Raw genomic sequence first — 15,634 nt, forward strand, 5'->3', positions numbered from 1 at the left:
TATTCCAGGATTTCCAGCTCCACAGATTCGTCGCCCCCACTTCCACCCCTTTAGCCCGGCTCTAATTCCGAGAGGCTATTAAAGCAATTATACACTAATCATCCCTAAAATTTAACAAATGAACTAAATCCCTGGAACTCATAATTACAAATAAAAAAGGAGGTCTGTGTAGGCCTCCTTACTTCTATTTTACCACAACGGCGAAAAAACTATAAGACTTGTTTTACCAATGATTTCCCATATGATAATAGATAGATCTTTAAAATACTGGGGGATGAATGATTGCGAACTCTAGAAAGCGAAATTCATGATTTCTTTACATCTTTGGAAAAAAACGAAGAATACAGCGGAAGTGTGTTGATCGCTAAGGATGAGAAAATATTGTTTAATCGCGGATACAACTTTGCGAATCGAGAGCACCAAGTAAAGAATACACCTGAAACTAAATTCAGAATTGGATCGATAACAAAGCAGTTTACAGCGATGGCTATCACAATACTTCAGGAGCATGGTGAACTAAACGTAGCAGATCATATCTCCAAGTTTATACCCTCATACAAATACGGTGATCAAATTAAGTTACATCATTTATTGACACATTCATCAGGCATCCCCAATATCACACAACTCCCTACTATTGGAGAATTAATGAAGCAACCAACCACAACTGAAAAAACAGTTCGTTTAATAATGGACATGGAGCCGGAGGTTAATCCAGGTTTTAAATTCCAATACAGTAATTCGGGCTATATTTTATTGGCTTATATTATAGAAAAGACTACAGGACTTTCTTATGGAGAATTTTTAAGGAAGCATATCTTTTCTCCGTTGGGTATGAACAATTCAGGCTGTGATAACCAAAAAGAAATAATCCCCAACAGGGCACAAGGTTATGAATACGATAATGGCATTGTTAATGCAGAGTATATTGATATGAGTTTCCCAATGGGTGGTGGAAATCTTTATTCGACCACTGAGGATTTATTCAAGTGGGACCAGGCATTGTATACAGATAGATTAGTTACAAAGGAAAGCCTTGAAACTATATTCACTTCCCATGGCTTTGGTTATGGTTACGGTTGGTTTATAAATGAAGACCCGAATCGGAGTAGCATTTATCATGGCGGAGGCATTGTTGGCTTCAAAAATGAGATCATCCGATATGTTAATGACAGGATAACAATCATAATATTGAACAATTTATCAACTACAAATGTGGAACAGATTAGAAATGATCTAACAAAAATGGTTTTTCAAAAATACTAATGCGCCATATATTCCAAACAAATATACGTTAATGCAATAATCACTCGGGGCTGTCCAAAAAGTCTGTTACGGTGAATAATGATTCAGCAAAGCCGATTCCTGCCGGAACTCTCTGCTGAATCATTATTCGTTCCGCTTGACTTTTTGGTAAGCCCCGTTTTTGTTCAATAAAAAAGAGGGGTTCAGCACCTCAATCTCCTATTTCCGCCAATTCATCTCCGCTATTAGCCTTTCCCGACAAACAGTGAGCAACACTCCACATAACTCCTCCGAGTAAGCTATTTCTAACTAAATGAAATAAATTTTTAACCTAAAGAAATATATTCTTGACTGAATGTATGAAATATATTACACTTTAGATAAAGGAGGGAGTCACTTGACAGAGTTATTGAGTAACAACATTTATATGCTGCGTGCTGAACGAAGGTGGTCACAAAAACATCTAGCTGATCTGGTCGGTGTCAGTAGACAAACTATCGTTTCACTTGAAGCAAACCGCTACAACCCTTCCTTAGTTTTAGCATTTAAAATTGCAGAGGTTTTTGAGGTGGGAATTGAAGAGGTATTTCAATATCTCCCTCAGCAACAGAAAGGGGATGAGTGATTTGTTTATGACTTTTTTGATGCCAGCCGCTTTGTTTATCTACTTTTTGTCCAGCTTGTATTTTCTGTTTGCTTTTCCGAGGAAAAAAGATGAACGCTACAACTTAATTATGATGCATGCCTTCAAGTATGCCTACTATTCCCTGATGGTGACGCTGCTTGCAACATTTATTCTTTCAAAATTAATGAACGTCGAGGTTATAAATAAATACTTTACAGAGGCCATTCTGGTCGATCTGCTTGTAGCCCATGTCGTATTTACACTGTCGGCCATCATTTTGAATAAAAAGATGTAGGTGATCATGTGGTGAGTATGAAGCCCGTTCTTGCTGTTAATCAGTTGACCAAAAAAATGAACAAGGAGCCGATTATTCGCTCGGTTTCCTTTTCCATTGAACGAGGCACCGTATTCGGTTTAATCGGGGAAAATGGCGCAGGAAAAACAACAACCCTCGGGATGATTTGCGGATTAATTATACCGACCTCCGGCTCCATTTATATCGAGGGGATACCCGTTCGTTCACAGAGAAAACATGCGCTCAGGCACGTCGGAGCATTAATTGAAGAACCTCACTTCTACAAGTACTTGACTGGGATGGAGCATCTGCTTTACGGCAGTCGTCTCTATGGAATAGATGCAAACGAACGTCTGGATGAAGTACTTTCTTTGTTAAAGATGAGGAGCTTCATCCACAAAAAAGTGGGACACTATTCGTTAGGAATGAAAAAACGACTTGCGATAGCTCAATGTCTACTGCATCGCCCTTCCTTGCTCATCCTGGACGAACCAACCAATGGATTGGACCCGAGCGCGATGATCGAATTTCGAGAAATAATCCAGAGCATTACGACCAATTTTGAGCTTTCCGTATTGATATCCAGTCACCATCTCAAGGAAATTGAACCCATATGCGACCAATTCGGCCTCTTGCAAGATGCCGAGTTAACCTTGCTTGGCGGGAACAGCACCCGTTCTTCCAATAGCGTTGTGTTTGTTATTGAGGCTAAAGAGCTTGATAAGGCTCTCGCCCTGCTTCAACAACAAACCTACATCTTTGAGCCGCGGCTCTATCATCACGATAAAATCATGTTTAAGATGGATCGCAGCCACTATTCCTCCCTGCTCATGCTGCTTAGTCAAGTCGGAGTGCTTTCAATAAAGGAAAAGTCGTTTGATTTAGAGGAAGCATATCTGGAAATGACCCGCACGGCTGAAGGAGGTGGGAGCTGATGTTGGCATTGTTGCAGGGCGAATGGTTGAAAATACGGCGGCAGAAGGTTATCTATCTTGTTTTTTCAGCGCTTTTTGTGTTGACGATTGCACATGGGATCTATCAAGCATTCCAACAACCTGATCCGGTACCAGAGTCGTGGCAACCGGCTTTGCAGAGCGAGTTGGCCCAATTGCAGGAGAAACAGCCTGAATTGAATCCAGGGACACTAATGTATGAAATCAATCGGGACAAAATCCTGCTGTATCAATATCAGCTTGAGCATCAAATTCCGCCGGACAAGGGCCAAAACGCATGGAAATTCCTCTCCAGTAACAAAATGTTATTGACGATTACCGGATTGTATCTTATTACGATGTCCGTTTATATTGTAGCTTCTGAATACCAGCAGGGCACCGTCAAATTTCTTTTTTTAAAGCCAGTAACGCGTTTATCCGTTATGGCGGCAAAATGGTGCATTGTTTCTCTACTGCTGGTGTTCACTGTTGTTTTTTTAATTATCGTTTCATTTTTAACCGGGCTTATCTTATTCGGTAATGCTGGACCAGCTGAAACTCTTGTGGTGGTAGGGGACCAGGTAATCGTTCAAAACGCAGCCTTCGCCGCTCTCCGCTATTATTTGTTTACGGGCATAGGAATAGGCGTGATGTGTGCGGGTGCGTTTACGTTAGCCTGTCTATTAAGAAGTGTAGCTGTTGTCACGGCCATCTCGATCTTTCTGTATTATTCCGGAGAGCTGGCAACCCGGTTATTAGCTGCCAGATTTAATGGGGCTAAATATATATTATTTGCAAATACGGATCTGAATGTTTACTTTGAAGGCAACGCCTTCGCGGCTGGAATGAGCATGCCGTTTTCAATAACGATCCTCTTTGTTTACCTGCTCCTCTTTGCAGCTGTTGTATGGAGGAGCGTGCATAACAAGGATGTTCCCTTGTCGTGAACATGAGATAGGGAATGAAGCGGATTGAGGCTATGACGGGTTTTGCACCTCTTCATCTGGCCTGATCGATTTTATCGAGAATTTGTACGATATTACGTATAAAAGCTGTGCTTATGATTGCTCTTAGGGTGATGTTGTACGATAAATCGTACAACATCACCCGTTGAGAGGGAACGATCCTTTATTTTTATACGGTATTTCATACAAGTTGTATGTATTGCGGTCAATGAAATCGCATTTTGAGTGTACATTCATACAAAATATAACATCCATGACATTTCAGCAAGCAGAACCATTTATCCATAAGTCCCATCTGACACCTGAATGCCTATGGCATGTCCACGTTCATCAAAAATAAAACTAAAGATATACAATTTATCCATTTCAGGTAGCTGCATTCTCTTTGAAATTCCAGTTAAATCCTCTGTAGTTAGAAATTCTTTACCTAATTTGTTCAATTCTATCGCTTCGACTTACTTCTTTCACGTTATTCGAAAAACCCTGTCCTCCATGTGGGATGCTGAAGCTCCCAACCACACTCCTTTTTGGCTTTGCTGTTCGAAGCGCCTCTCTCCCACGGACTGCAGCCGGATTGAATTTCTGGTCTAGGCGCATGTAAGGCGTGCGCATACACGGGCAGCCACTCTGTACCTTTAGCAGGTTCATCATCAACGATGTTGTATGTTCCTGTTGACCACTCCAATGCCAGGAAAGCGGCGTTCGCAGCATCTTGCACATGGACAAATGAAGAGACTCCGTCTGTTGCCTGTACCCCCTGATTCCTTACTTTTTCAGCCATTGCCCCATCTTTGTCATACCAAGTGCCAGGTCCATACAAAGTGCCATATCGCAAAATAACATATTCCGGAAATTGCTTCACCGCTTCTTCCAGTGCCACTACACCGTTAATGGTTGTGTTTCGAGGAGCAGGCGCATATAAGTCCAAAGCGGACTCTTCCGATGCGGGACCAGAACCTGGTTCATACGCCCATGAAATGCTTTGCGCAATCATTTTGTGTACATTAGCTTGTTTCGCCGCATCTACCAGGTTTCGGGTTCCTTCAATCCGAATGCGCGCATTCTCTGCGGAGCTTCCTTCGCTCAAAGCCGTTAGTTGGTGGATAACAACATCCGGCTTAATTTCATACAAGAGGTCTGCCATCTGTTTCCGGTCAAATACATCCGCAAGAACAGCTTTTGCTCCTAATTGTTCGAGAGCCTTTTTTTGCTCCTCCTTGCGCGTCATGCCAATCACTTCGTGACCTGCCTCCATCAATTTCGGAAGTAAACTACGTCCATTAACACCACTTGCCCCAGCAACAAAAATGTTCATAATTATAACCTCCGCATTCATTTTTGTACATTTCGTCGTGGAATAATAAATAGGGACAGAATGCCCATAACTGTTGAAATGAGTACTAACCCCATTATGCCCACATGAAAATTGCCCATACGGTCATACAGATAGCCCATTAACAATGGTCCGGCCGCTCCAATAAGAAAACCAAAGCATTGGGTCATGGCTGCCCAAGCGGCCGCTTCTTCGGGTGTTGATGCGGCTTCAACCGGGAGCAAGTTGACTAATGCAAACAGCATGCCTGCCCCTAATCCACAAAGAAGTATCGCGAACCACAAATAGAGGGAAAAGAAAAAAAGCAATAGACCTGTTGTTTGCATAATGGACAATACAATGAGCCAATCCCGCCTTGAAGCATGTATGCTGAGCAGGAATTGCAGAATGATGCCGCTCGGGATTTGCACCATTGCAAACAAGGTCACCATAAACCCGGCTTGACCCCCGGATGCACCGGTTGCAGTTAGCATTAACGGGAGCCAACCCAGAAGTGAATAAAAGATAAGCGATAACATGCCAAATTGTATAGCCAGCATCCACACTTTTCCGGTTTTCCATGGCAGCTTCAGCGGCTTGCCCGAAAAGGCTTGCGGAACAGAGCCAGGATTCCGGCGTTTTTGCACACCAAACCACAGAGGTAAAGCCAAGATCGCAGGCAAACACCAGAAAGCGAGTGCCATTTGCCACGAATCCAGCCTCCAGTACAGCGGCGACGTAAGACTCGAACCCAATGCCGCCCCCAATGCCAAAGCCATGGAATAAATCGCAATCATGGAAGGAACGCTGCCAGCCATATGCTTTTTAATGAAGCCGGATAATAGAGGCCCCAGCATGGCAATGCCAATACCAGATAACAATGCCGTCAAAAATAATAAAGCGGCTGATTGAATAAACAGGCGTAACAGCGTACTTCCGCCGATGAGCGCCAAGGATAATGCGATGACCCGTTCATTGCCTAGTTTGCCGCTTAATTTTACAGAAAACGGGGCTAAAAGACCCATGCATATCATTGGGATAGAAACCAGAAAGCTGGAAATAGCGCTGCTTAACCCAAGATCATGCTGAATACTTCCCAAAACAGGTGCAATCGAGGCAACTGCCGGTCTCAAATTTAATGATGCCAAAAAAAGCGCGGTCACCCCCAGCCAACGATTCAATCCTTGCTCTTGAACGCTCGACAAAGGAATGCTGGCTTCAGGCGCAATGTTCATCATGAGTGCTCTGGAACCGTTGTGTCTACGATCTCTCATCAGTGTTAGCTTCCTTCGGCAGTTAATTTTGTAATGGCATAACTCATGGTAACATGATAAATTGGTTATCATAAGTACCACTTTCATTCAATTTGACCATACCAATTTTAAATACCAGAAGGAGGCGCCTTGGATGGAATCCACGCAAAATGAAACGAAAACAAGACAGGTGTATTCCTATATAAGGGATCGAATCTTTCAAGGAAGTTATGAGGTGGGAAGCGCCCTGCCCTCCACTCGGGATCTTGGAAAGGAACTAGGCGTTTCACGCGCGCTTATTGTAGGGGTGTATGAGCAGCTAACGGCTGAAGGCTACTTGGAAGGACGACAAGGTTCAGGAACCTTTGTAAAGGATATCGGGACAAGCAGACCGCTTCCCTTGTTTTCTGAAGACCTGCGTGCAGCAAATCAGCCAGCTTCTCACGCGGACTCTGAGCAGCTGCACAGCATTGATTTTCGTCCCAGCTTTCCTTCACTCGAGCATGTTCCGCTTACGAAATGGAAGAGAGCTGCAATGGATGTATATCATGATGCCCCCTCTTCTGCATATGGTTATCAGGAAGACATGGCGGGCTGTCTACAGCTTAGACAAGCCATTCATCAGCACCTTCTCAGTATTAAAGGCCTTTTCTGTAAGCCCTCGCAGATCATCGTCACGGCCGGAGCAACCCAGGCTTTTTCCCTATTGAGTAAGCTGTTAGTAAAGCCCAATGGCTCGGTGGCCATGGAAGATCCTACGGCAACGTTTATTCATGATATCTTCGCCTCGACGGGCGCCCGAATCCTCCCTGTGCCTGTGGATGAACACGGGCTTTGTGCAGATAGGCTTCCAACTCAGGAGCAGCCCCAATGTATTTTTGTTACACCTTCTCATCAATTTCCGTTTGGAAGTATTATGTCTATCAGCAGACGCCTGCAATTGCTGGATTATGTCCGAAGCACGGGAAGTTATATCATCGAGGATGATTATGATAGTGAATTCAGATATGGCGGAATGCCCGTTCGCGCCCTCCAAGAGCTTGATGCTGAGCGTGTGATCTATGTGGGAACGTTTAGCAAAAATTTGTTCCCTTCACTACGACTCGGTTATATTGTTGCTCCGCAAGAGCTGATAAATCCAATCGTGCAACTAAAACGCAAAGCGGATATGCAATGTCCAACCCTCACTCAGTTAACGTTGGCCCGTTTTATTAACGAAGGACATCTGGAACGCCATATTTTGAAGATGAAACGAATCTACGGCAAAAGAAGAGCACATCTGATTTCTGTCCTGACGGATACATTCCGGGATAAGGTGCAAATATCCGGTGATGCCGCGGGCTTGCACCTGATTGCGACATGGCCGGGGAAAAATGCTGATCACCTGACAGCCATTCAGCTTGAAGAGCATTGTATCAAAATCTATCCTGCCGAGCGGTATACGATTTGCAAAGATCAGTATAACGAAAGCCTTATCATGGGATTTGGCAATGTTACTGAGTCGCAGATTACCGAAGGCGTTCAGACGCTTGCACAATTTATTTAACGAAGCAGGAACTGCATTATAGCAATCGCATAATTATTTACAGTTTATACGCAAAAAAGGTACACAAAAAAGGAAAGGCGTTTCGCCCTCCCTTTTTTATGGCTATCTAATGGACTCCCTTGTTGTAAACTGTAAGAATTATGGTAACATTTTAATTTAAGCCTAAGTAAGTACCACTTTTTAATGGTTTACAGCATACCAATTCTCCTCTTAACTGAATCGTCTGGCACGCAAAATATTTGCCCAGGGCATTGACATAACGGAAATGATGCCCTATTATAAATTCAAATTCCAAATTCAAATGTTACGATTAGAAATAGTAGAAGTGATTTGACCTTTCAGAGAGCCGTTGGGTGGTGCGAAACGGTAGCGTTAGTCATTTTGAACTCGTCTATGAACAGCTGCCTGATCATGTAGGGTAAGCCGGAGTTCCACCGTTACAGGGATAGATGGTGATTGCCATCGAAAAAGATCATTTTCCAGCCGGGAAATGAATTAGAGTGGTACCGCGGATTCAACCCCGTCTCTATACGTAGAGACGGGGTTTTTTTGTTGGCTAAATTCCGGGTTTAGTCAACACCGCTTCACATATATAGGTTTAAAATCTCTTATTTGGGAGGAAATAAAGATGACGCACCGTAAAATTATCGTATTGGATACAACGCTTCGCGATGGGGAACAGGTTCCCGGCGCCAAGCTGAATAGGCATCAAAAAATAGAGCTGGCTACGCAATTAAAAAGGCTGAATGTGGACATTATCGAAGCCGGCTTCCCCGCTTCATCCCAAGGGGACTTTCAAGCCGTGCAGGAAATTGCGCGCACTGTCGGCGACACCATATCCATTACAGCACTGGCCAGGGCGGTCAAAAACGACATCGACGCTGTATATGATAGCATAAAGGAAGCAAAAAATCCGCTGATCCATATCGTGCTTGGCACCTCCAACATCCATGTGGAGAAAAAATTCAACCGCTCCAAGGAAGCGGTTATGCAAATGGGAGTCGACGCGGTCAAATACGCCAAGACGCTGCTGCCTTATGTGCAATATTCGACGGAGGACGCTTCCAGATCGGATTTTGAGTACTTGTGGAAAACGATTGAATCTGTGGTCAAAGCAGGCGCAACAATGATCAATGTGCCCGATACCGTAGGCTTTGCCATACCGGAGGAGTTTGGGGATCTCATTCGCCGTATTAACGAGCGTCTTAAAAACTTGGACGACAAGGTGATTTTGAGCGTGCACTGCCACAACGATCTCGGTTTGGCCACGGCTAACACGTTAAGCGCAATTCGTAATGGTGCGGATAAAATTGAATGCACGATCAACGGCCTTGGCGAACGTGCGGGCAATGCTTCTTTGGAAGAAGTCGTCATGGGCTTGAAGGTAAGAGAAAGCGCCTATAAAGCGTATACGGACATCAAAACGACGGAGCTTTTGCGCACCTCCCAACTGGTCACTCATCTGACCGGTCTCGATGTGCAGGTCAACAAAGCAATCACCGGCGAAAATGCGTTTGCCCATTCTTCCGGCATCCATCAGGACGGTCTGCTTAAGGATAAGCAGGTGTACGAAATTATGTCGCCGGAGGATGTTGGGGCCGATAGCATGGAATTAATTCTGACGGCCCGCTCAGGCCGCCACGCATTCAAAAACGCCGTTGAAAAAATGGGGTTTGACACGAGCGACGCAGCCGATTTCGAGAAGCTGTTCCAGAATTTTCTGACGCTGGCCGACGCCAAAAAAGAAGTGTACGACCATGATGTCTTCTATTTGGTAACGAGCCACAGAACCGTCAGCACCAGCGACAAACAGCTGTATGAGCTGGAATCGTTCCAGGTTGTCACTAATGACCTGTGTCCAACCGCTACCGTCCAGTTAAGAAAAGGGGACGAAATACTCACAGGCAGCGAAGTCGGAGACGGTCCGGTCGATGCGCTGTACAGCGTCATCAAATCGCTTGCAGGGATGGACGTTGAGCTGAAGGACTACAAGATCAACAGCTTGTCCCGTGGCAAGGAGGCCATCGGCCGCGTCAATATTCGGATTCAATATCAAGGCAAGACGTATTCCGGCCGCGCGTTGGATACCGATATTATTAAGGCAAGCGCCCTTGCGTTCCTGAACGCGGTCAACAGCGCCTTGCTGGACGCTTCGATCGAGGCGGTTGGGAGCGATACGTAAACAGATTCAAGGATATGTACAGTTAAACGAAATCGCCGCAAACCTATTTTGAGAATAGATTGCGGCGATCTTTAACCCACTTTTATTCCAAATGCTATCCATCTTCCATCTATATCTTCAATTACAAATTCTTTGTTATTATAGTCTGTATTATCTAATGAACGGACAATTTTAACATTCGAGTTAATAAACTCTTCTTGAAGTTCCTCTTGATTTTTTGTTATGAAGTAAGCGTCATATCCATAGCCATAAAGTTCTCTATGGGGAATTACTTTTTGTCCATTAGTCTTAGTTAAGATAATTTCCGTTGTATCACGGTATAAACAGATATGAGGCTCATTTGCATCCAAATACTTGACAACTCTAAATCCCATCATTTGTTCATAGAAATTTGCAGTTTTAATTATATCTGGTGTAGGAAACACACAGTGTGACTCCAATAATAAATTCTTCATTTTGCATCTCCTCCTAAAATTACGCCAGAAAACTTTCATTCATTAATCAATCGCATCGAAATTAAAGCTGAAGGGAGTTCGACAAACTTTTACAGATTCTCAAACCCTTCTGCTTATTCTTTACTCCTCACTATCAACGCACAACACTCCACATGCGTTGTCTTCCTGTCCTTTCTCTTGCTCATGGCAGATTAATTCAGTCTCACTGATTTGACTCGCTTGATGTTTTCAGAAATTCCCCACTGCTTCAGTGTCAAATGTCAGTATTCCTTTGAACGTAATAATATTACTATATCCTACACAGGCCTAGTCACCCTGCATTTAGGGAATGAAGAGCAGCCATAGAACTGCTTTCCGTATGGACTCTTTCTTAGCACCATCTCTGCACCGCATGAACAAGCATCTTTACTTGCCGCAACTTGTACTTTAGCTGTCTGTATTTCCGATCTAGCAGACGATTGGGCTGATACTCTGGACTTTCTAAAATTATCACCTGGTTGCCATTTCCCCCAAGCTTTAAGCTTATTCTCAAGAATACCACCATGCCAATATTCCACCTTGAATTGCTCGGCTTCTTTCTTAGCAGGTGCAGTCAAATCCGAAGTCGTAATAAGCAAGCTTAGGATACAGTCATGATTGCGCTTTGCACCGACCAATTCTCTCACAACAGATACCCCTACCGTATTATGAGCCGCATAGCATTTGGCTTGTACCGCGGTTTTTTCGCCGCGCTGGTCGATAATGACTAGATCCACACCGCCATCGCGCCCACCGATACCAACCTCTTGCACCTTATATCCCTGATCTCGAAAATATAACGCAAGCAATCTCTCAAACTCTGCACCGGACAATCTATCGAACGAACTTTGTAAAATCTCCTGGTCTGTTCTATTCTCTTTTCTTTGAATTCTAGGTTTGGAACTATTCGATGCATTCGATCTATTTGGGGTAGCACGTTTTTTGGATTTCGGTTTTATTTTCCTATTACGAAGCAATAGACCACTGAGCACACCAATCATAACGAACAATACAATTAGAGCAACCACCATTTGCATACCACTATAGCCGGATATTAATTTCTTTACATCGTCAAACCTACTCGAAATAAAAAAGATCACATAAAATAATCCGCCGCCACCGACAAGCCTAACTAGTATTTCAGGCACCCAGCTAAACAGATAGTAATATAGCAGCATCCCAACAAATATATAAAGAGTCATGCACATGATCATAAATATTAATGGACCTATCAAACTATCCGTAACTAACTGTGTAAGTTCACTATTCACATTCACGTTTCATGTCCCCCTCGAGATCCGATACCTAGTACTCTACTAGCAAAATCTTACTGATCATGATCTAGCTCAACCTCCACTGAACTTCGTCCCCCTCGGACACATAGAGCGCTCGGAGGCTTTCTCTTGACTGTCCATAATAACCTCACCTAGAGAAGCCGTATAGCTATATTTCGCCAAAAAATCCCAAAGTCCTCCTTGAGTAATAGGGACATAGCACTAAAAGAGGGACATCATCGCATCGTGCTACACAACCGTCCCAGTAATCGGCTGTAGAATCCAAAAATTAAAGCTCAAGCGCTGTAGGCGCCTGAGCTTCGTATGATCGGTAAATGCGACTCCAATATTCTATTTCCTCACAAGCGACACACAGCACTCCACATGTGTCGTCTGGGGAATAGTATCATGTATCGCTCGCTGTATAGATGGTACGACTTCAATCACTTCAGATATCTCTTTTCAATTTGTTCTACCCACCTTGGAATTGAATCTAAGCGATGTGTAATTGTGCCCTTGCTTATCTGAAGCACGATATCGCCTTTATCGCTGCTATTATCAATGACTATTAGATGATCGATTAAATGTGGGTTGTTAAGCAAATTCTGAATTGAAGTGTCGTGCCTTCTGATAATGTCCTCAGTCGGAATATGATGACCGCCATTTTCAACTCGTGCTGCAACCCGTTCTATGTTCAAATGATAATCACCTAAACCTACGTAAAACATTGTGGTCTCAAATTTGTTGGCTTTGGCGTCCCGCATAAGACGAATCGCGTTGCCTCCTGCCAATGTACTTTCAACGGAAAAATCTCTCCCATGACGAATACAGTCTTTGGCTAATTTAATTGCCTCTTTACCTGCAGTTACTTTTCGCCTTTCAGGGTGTAACGAATCAATCCCTCGTGCCAAGGCGTCTGGATCGATGTTCACACTGATTCCGAGTCTATCAACGATCAGGTTTCGAATCGTACTTTTACCGCTGCCATTATTGCCTGCAAAGACGTACATAATTGGTGTTTGTTCATGCATGCGAGGCATCCGAATCTACAATAGGGACTACATCTCCATTATTGTATTCTTTTACAATTTGGCCTTTCGCAGTTTTATATACAATGTACGTGTCATTTGCTTTTGCATCCAGCTTGGCGCGATCTCCTGTAAGCTTAATGAGTTTCTCCAGATCTTTAAATTTATCCATGGGCTTCACCTTCCCATAATCACAGTATCGACGTTGAATTAATTATAACACAGCATTCAGAAACCTGCCTTGGCTAAAGAGAAAGCGCCCAACAAGGGGCTCTCCATGAAGCAGTACGATTGAGCGATGAAATTGGTCCAAAGAAAGCCGCCGATCAATTAGGCATGCCTTACCATACGTTGCAGGGATGCAACAAGGTAATCCTGTCTCAAATAAATAAGCTGGAGGTGAACCTCTGGCTTATGAGGCAAAAAAAATTATGCTCCATCTTACCCATGTAACCCATGTCTTTGATGATGTGGAGAAGTATTCCTTGTACCTCCGGCAATCCCCTACACAAGGATGGCCATTCTTCCGCCCTTCTTAATGCTCGTATATACTTTGGCATGCTTTAAATCCTTATTTTTGAAATCAGGCCCATCCTTCGTAAAATTCGTAAACGGCGCAAAGTGTTGAAAACAAAGGATTTCTAGGTATCTTTGCGTTGCATTCCTATTACTACCTCCACATGGCTCGTCTGAGGAAACATATCCACCGGCTGAACCCACTCCAGCTGGTAGCCGCTCGCTAACAATGATTTGCAGTCCTTGGCAAGCGTGGAAGGGTTGCATGAGACATATACAAAGCGTTTGGGACGAGCCTCGGCAACGGCTTTTAATAACGAAGGCTCGCAGCCTGTGCGAGGAGGGTCGACCACGATAACCTCAGGGCGGAAGCCCTGGGCAACCCACTCTGACAGCAGCTGTTCAGCGCGACCCTCGTAGAAAAGCGCATTTTCGATGCCGCTTGTTCTGGCATTGTCTCTAGCGTCACGTACCGCCTCCGGGATTACCTCGATGCCGCGCACCTCGCCTGCATACGGAGCCAGCCAAAGCCCGATAGTCCCCGTTCCGCAATAAGCATCCACCACCAGCTCCGAGCCTTCAAGCGCTGCTGCCTCCTGAACCGAGTTGTACAGCTTGATCGTTTGCTCGGGGTTTAGTTGAAAGAAAGCCCTTGGCGACAACGAAAACTCTACCTTTCCCAGCCGCTCCTCCAGTCGCTCCGCTCCCCATAGCATCGTTGTCCGCTCTCCGAAAATTAGCGGAGTTTTGCCACGGTTAACGTTATGGGCAATGCTTTTGACCTTGGGCAGGGATTGTCTGATGGCGTTTACGAAGCGTCTAGCGTCAGGAAGCTTGTCGGTTGCGGTAATGATGGTAAGCTGGATTTCATCTGTTGCTCTGGCCACGCGCGCTACAATCGTCCGGACCGCGCCTTCGCGTGTCCGTTCATTATAGATCGGAATATCCAGCTCGCCCATCAAACGTTTAACCTGCTCTATGGTGTCGTTAACGGCTGGATGCTGGACAGCACAGCCTGTAATATCAACCAGTTGATGCGAGCCGGCGGCATACAGGCCAGCGATAATTTCTCCATTGCTTCGGCCCGTCTGAAGCTGCGCCTTGTTCCGGTAATGCCAAGGCTCGTCCATGCCGATAATCGGCCTCATCGGAAGCTGCTCCAGTCCGGCGTAACGGCGGAACGACTCCCTTACGATTTCCTCCTTGGCAGCCAGTTGCGCGTTGTATGACATATGCTGCAGCTGGCAGCCGCCGCAGGCTTCATAAACCGGACAAGGCGGCTTTTGGCGATGCGGCGAGCTTTTTTCGACGTCTATTAATTCAGCATTCAAATATCCAGGCTCGACAAGGCTTACCTTCGCCTTAACGACTTCGTCAACCAAAGCCCCTTGTATAAAAACGGCTTTGCGTTTGTAATAACCTACGCCTTCACCGTTAATGCCGATCCGCTTGATAGTCACAATGATCTTGTCGCCAACCGACACATCCTCCGCAGTTTTCGCAAATGTTCCATATTGCTTTGAAGCTACAGCCCCGCCCCGTGTACCCTTTGTAGATGCGGCATTACTTCTCTCTCCACTTCCCTTTGCTCCCTTGCTATACTCCTGCCTCGGAGACGGAGCTTGGCTGGTGGGAGCAGTACGTTGCGCGGGCGCAGCTTGTTTCTGGGAAGCGATTTGTTTTGCAGACGAGGCTTTTTTCACGAAAGCAGCCTGCTTCGCGGATGCAGCCTGTTTCGCGGGTGCGGCTTGTTTACCAAAAGCACCATGTTGCTTTGAAGCATCAGCCCCCTTAACGGATGCCTTCCCATTTCCGCGCAGTTGTCCGTCCGGCTGCGCGCCCCGGTTCTTTTGGCTTTTTTCCCTGCTTTTGTTTGTGCTTTTGTTTGTGCTTTTGCCGATGCTTTTGTCCGTACTTTTGTCGTTGCTTATATGTTCTTTCCGAGACATTTTTCCGTTCGCTCCATTCAACCTGATCTTCTCTTCACT

15 protein-coding genes and 1 other annotated feature are annotated in these 15,634 nt (G+C 44.8%); of the genes, 7 read left to right on the forward strand and 8 right to left on the reverse strand.

Translation table 11 applies throughout. The features are described 5' to 3' along the window. Positions 1-282 precede the first annotated feature (282 nt). From A7K91_RS00750 to A7K91_RS00770, 5 genes are all read left to right on the forward strand, one after another. Positions 283-1,266: a serine hydrolase domain-containing protein gene (locus A7K91_RS00750; RefSeq protein ID WP_068678689.1), complete on the forward strand. Its 984-nt coding sequence runs from the start codon at positions 283-285 to the stop codon at positions 1,264-1,266. 406 nt (positions 1,267-1,672) lie between these two features. Continuing rightward, the gene (locus A7K91_RS00755) at positions 1,673-1,870 is read left to right on the forward strand and encodes a helix-turn-helix transcriptional regulator (protein ID WP_245697140.1); all 198 of its coding nucleotides are present in this window, start codon (positions 1,673-1,675) and stop codon (positions 1,868-1,870) included. Between the two features lie 7 nt (positions 1,871-1,877). Further along, complete coding sequence (locus A7K91_RS00760; RefSeq protein ID WP_156739218.1) at positions 1,878-2,165, forward strand: hypothetical protein; 288 nt, start codon at positions 1,878-1,880, stop codon at positions 2,163-2,165. A gap of 17 nt (positions 2,166-2,182) precedes the next feature. Further along, positions 2,183-3,100 carry an ABC transporter ATP-binding protein gene (locus A7K91_RS00765; RefSeq protein ID WP_068678694.1) on the forward strand — a complete coding sequence of 306 codons (918 nt, stop codon included), beginning with the start codon at positions 2,183-2,185 and terminating at the stop codon, positions 3,098-3,100. Continuing rightward, positions 3,100-4,044 carry an ABC transporter permease gene (locus tag A7K91_RS00770; RefSeq protein ID WP_068678696.1) on the forward strand — a complete coding sequence of 315 codons (945 nt, stop codon included), beginning with the start codon at positions 3,100-3,102 and terminating at the stop codon, positions 4,042-4,044. The genes A7K91_RS00765 and A7K91_RS00770 overlap by 1 nt, the downstream gene beginning before the upstream one ends. 296 nt (positions 4,045-4,340) lie before the next feature. On the opposite strand, the gene A7K91_RS26310 is transcribed toward A7K91_RS00770, so the two are convergent. The 3 genes from A7K91_RS26310 to A7K91_RS00780 are packed head-to-tail and all read right to left on the reverse strand — an operon-like array spanning position 4,341 to position 6,648. Continuing rightward, positions 4,341-4,502, reverse strand: coding sequence for a hypothetical protein (locus tag A7K91_RS26310; protein WP_156739222.1), 162 nt, complete (start codon positions 4,500-4,502; stop codon positions 4,341-4,343). A gap of 29 nt (positions 4,503-4,531) precedes the next feature. After that, a complete protein-coding gene (locus A7K91_RS00775; protein ID WP_068678698.1) occupies positions 4,532-5,377 on the reverse strand; it encodes an NAD-dependent epimerase/dehydratase family protein in 846 nt (281 codons plus the stop codon). A gap of 17 nt (positions 5,378-5,394) precedes the next feature. Beyond that, entirely contained in the window at positions 5,395-6,648 is a 1,254-nt protein-coding gene (locus tag A7K91_RS00780; RefSeq protein ID WP_169833358.1) for an MFS transporter, read from the reverse strand. Positions 6,649-6,781: 133 nt separating this feature from the next. Between A7K91_RS00780 and pdxR the strand changes: the two genes are divergently transcribed. Together pdxR and A7K91_RS00790 are read left to right on the forward strand one after the other, a co-directional pair. After that, entirely contained in the window at positions 6,782-8,173 is a 1,392-nt protein-coding gene (pdxR, locus tag A7K91_RS00785; RefSeq protein ID WP_068678699.1) for a MocR-like pyridoxine biosynthesis transcription factor PdxR, read from the forward strand. Positions 8,174-8,470: 297 nt separating this feature from the next. Next, positions 8,471-8,704 (forward strand) — a binding site (T-box leader). Between the two features lie 97 nt (positions 8,705-8,801). Further along, positions 8,802-10,355, forward strand: coding sequence for a 2-isopropylmalate synthase (locus A7K91_RS00790; protein WP_068678701.1), 1,554 nt, complete (start codon positions 8,802-8,804; stop codon positions 10,353-10,355). A 71-nt stretch (positions 10,356-10,426) separates the two neighbouring features. Here A7K91_RS00790 and A7K91_RS00795 read toward each other — a convergent pair whose 3' ends face one another. The 5 genes from A7K91_RS00795 to rlmD all read right to left on the reverse strand — a co-directional run bounded on the left by A7K91_RS00795 (position 10,427) and on the right by rlmD (position 15,595). Then, the gene (locus tag A7K91_RS00795; protein WP_068678703.1) at positions 10,427-10,810 is read right to left on the reverse strand and encodes a VOC family protein; all 384 of its coding nucleotides are present in this window, start codon (positions 10,808-10,810) and stop codon (positions 10,427-10,429) included. Positions 10,811-11,106: 296 nt separating this feature from the next. Next, positions 11,107-12,105 carry a restriction endonuclease gene (locus A7K91_RS00800; RefSeq protein ID WP_245697136.1) on the reverse strand — a complete coding sequence of 333 codons (999 nt, stop codon included), beginning with the start codon at positions 12,103-12,105 and terminating at the stop codon, positions 11,107-11,109. Between the two features lie 440 nt (positions 12,106-12,545). Beyond that, complete coding sequence (locus A7K91_RS00805) at positions 12,546-13,133, reverse strand: ATPase (protein ID WP_068678705.1); 588 nt, start codon at positions 13,131-13,133, stop codon at positions 12,546-12,548. Continuing rightward, positions 13,126-13,302, reverse strand: coding sequence for a hypothetical protein (locus A7K91_RS26665; RefSeq protein WP_169833359.1), 177 nt, complete (start codon positions 13,300-13,302; stop codon positions 13,126-13,128). The genes A7K91_RS00805 and A7K91_RS26665 overlap by 8 nt, the downstream gene beginning before the upstream one ends. Before the next feature lie 469 nt (positions 13,303-13,771). Then, positions 13,772-15,595 carry a 23S rRNA (uracil(1939)-C(5))-methyltransferase RlmD gene (rlmD, locus tag A7K91_RS00810; protein WP_082967155.1) on the reverse strand — a complete coding sequence of 608 codons (1,824 nt, stop codon included), beginning with the start codon at positions 15,593-15,595 and terminating at the stop codon, positions 13,772-13,774. Positions 15,596-15,634 lie beyond the last annotated feature (39 nt).

Origin of the sequence: Paenibacillus oryzae (genome assembly GCF_001675045.1) — a bacterium.
Lineage (GTDB): Bacteria > Bacillota > Bacilli > Paenibacillales > Paenibacillaceae > Pristimantibacillus > Pristimantibacillus oryzae.

Bases quoted from the DNA above. Each gene is read 5' to 3' on its own strand.
- A7K91_RS00755 (WP_245697140.1), top strand. From the start codon at position 1,673: ATGCTGCGTGCTGAACGAAGGTGGTCACAAAAACATCTAGCTGATCTG.
- A7K91_RS00760 (WP_156739218.1), top strand. From the start codon at position 1,878: ATGACTTTTTTGATGCCAGCCGCTTTGTTTATCTACTTTTTGTCCAGC.
- A7K91_RS00765 (WP_068678694.1), top strand. From the start codon at position 2,183: ATGAAGCCCGTTCTTGCTGTTAATCAGTTGACCAAAAAAATGAACAAG.
- A7K91_RS00770 (WP_068678696.1), top strand. From the start codon at position 3,100: ATGTTGGCATTGTTGCAGGGCGAATGGTTGAAAATACGGCGGCAGAAG.
- A7K91_RS00775 (WP_068678698.1), bottom strand. From the start codon at position 5,377: ATGAACATTTTTGTTGCTGGGGCAAGTGGTGTTAATGGACGTAGTTTA.
- A7K91_RS00780 (WP_169833358.1), bottom strand. From the start codon at position 6,648: ATGAGAGATCGTAGACACAACGGTTCCAGAGCACTCATGATGAACATT.
- pdxR (WP_068678699.1), top strand. From the start codon at position 6,782: ATGGAATCCACGCAAAATGAAACGAAAACAAGACAGGTGTATTCCTAT.
- A7K91_RS00790 (WP_068678701.1), top strand. From the start codon at position 8,802: ATGACGCACCGTAAAATTATCGTATTGGATACAACGCTTCGCGATGGG.
- A7K91_RS00795 (WP_068678703.1), bottom strand. From the start codon at position 10,810: ATGAAGAATTTATTATTGGAGTCACACTGTGTGTTTCCTACACCAGAT.
- A7K91_RS00805 (WP_068678705.1), bottom strand. From the start codon at position 13,133: ATGCATGAACAAACACCAATTATGTACGTCTTTGCAGGCAATAATGGC.
- A7K91_RS26665 (WP_169833359.1), bottom strand. From the start codon at position 13,302: ATGGATAAATTTAAAGATCTGGAGAAACTCATTAAGCTTACAGGAGAT.
- rlmD (WP_082967155.1), bottom strand. From the start codon at position 15,595: ATGTCTCGGAAAGAACATATAAGCAACGACAAAAGTACGGACAAAAGC.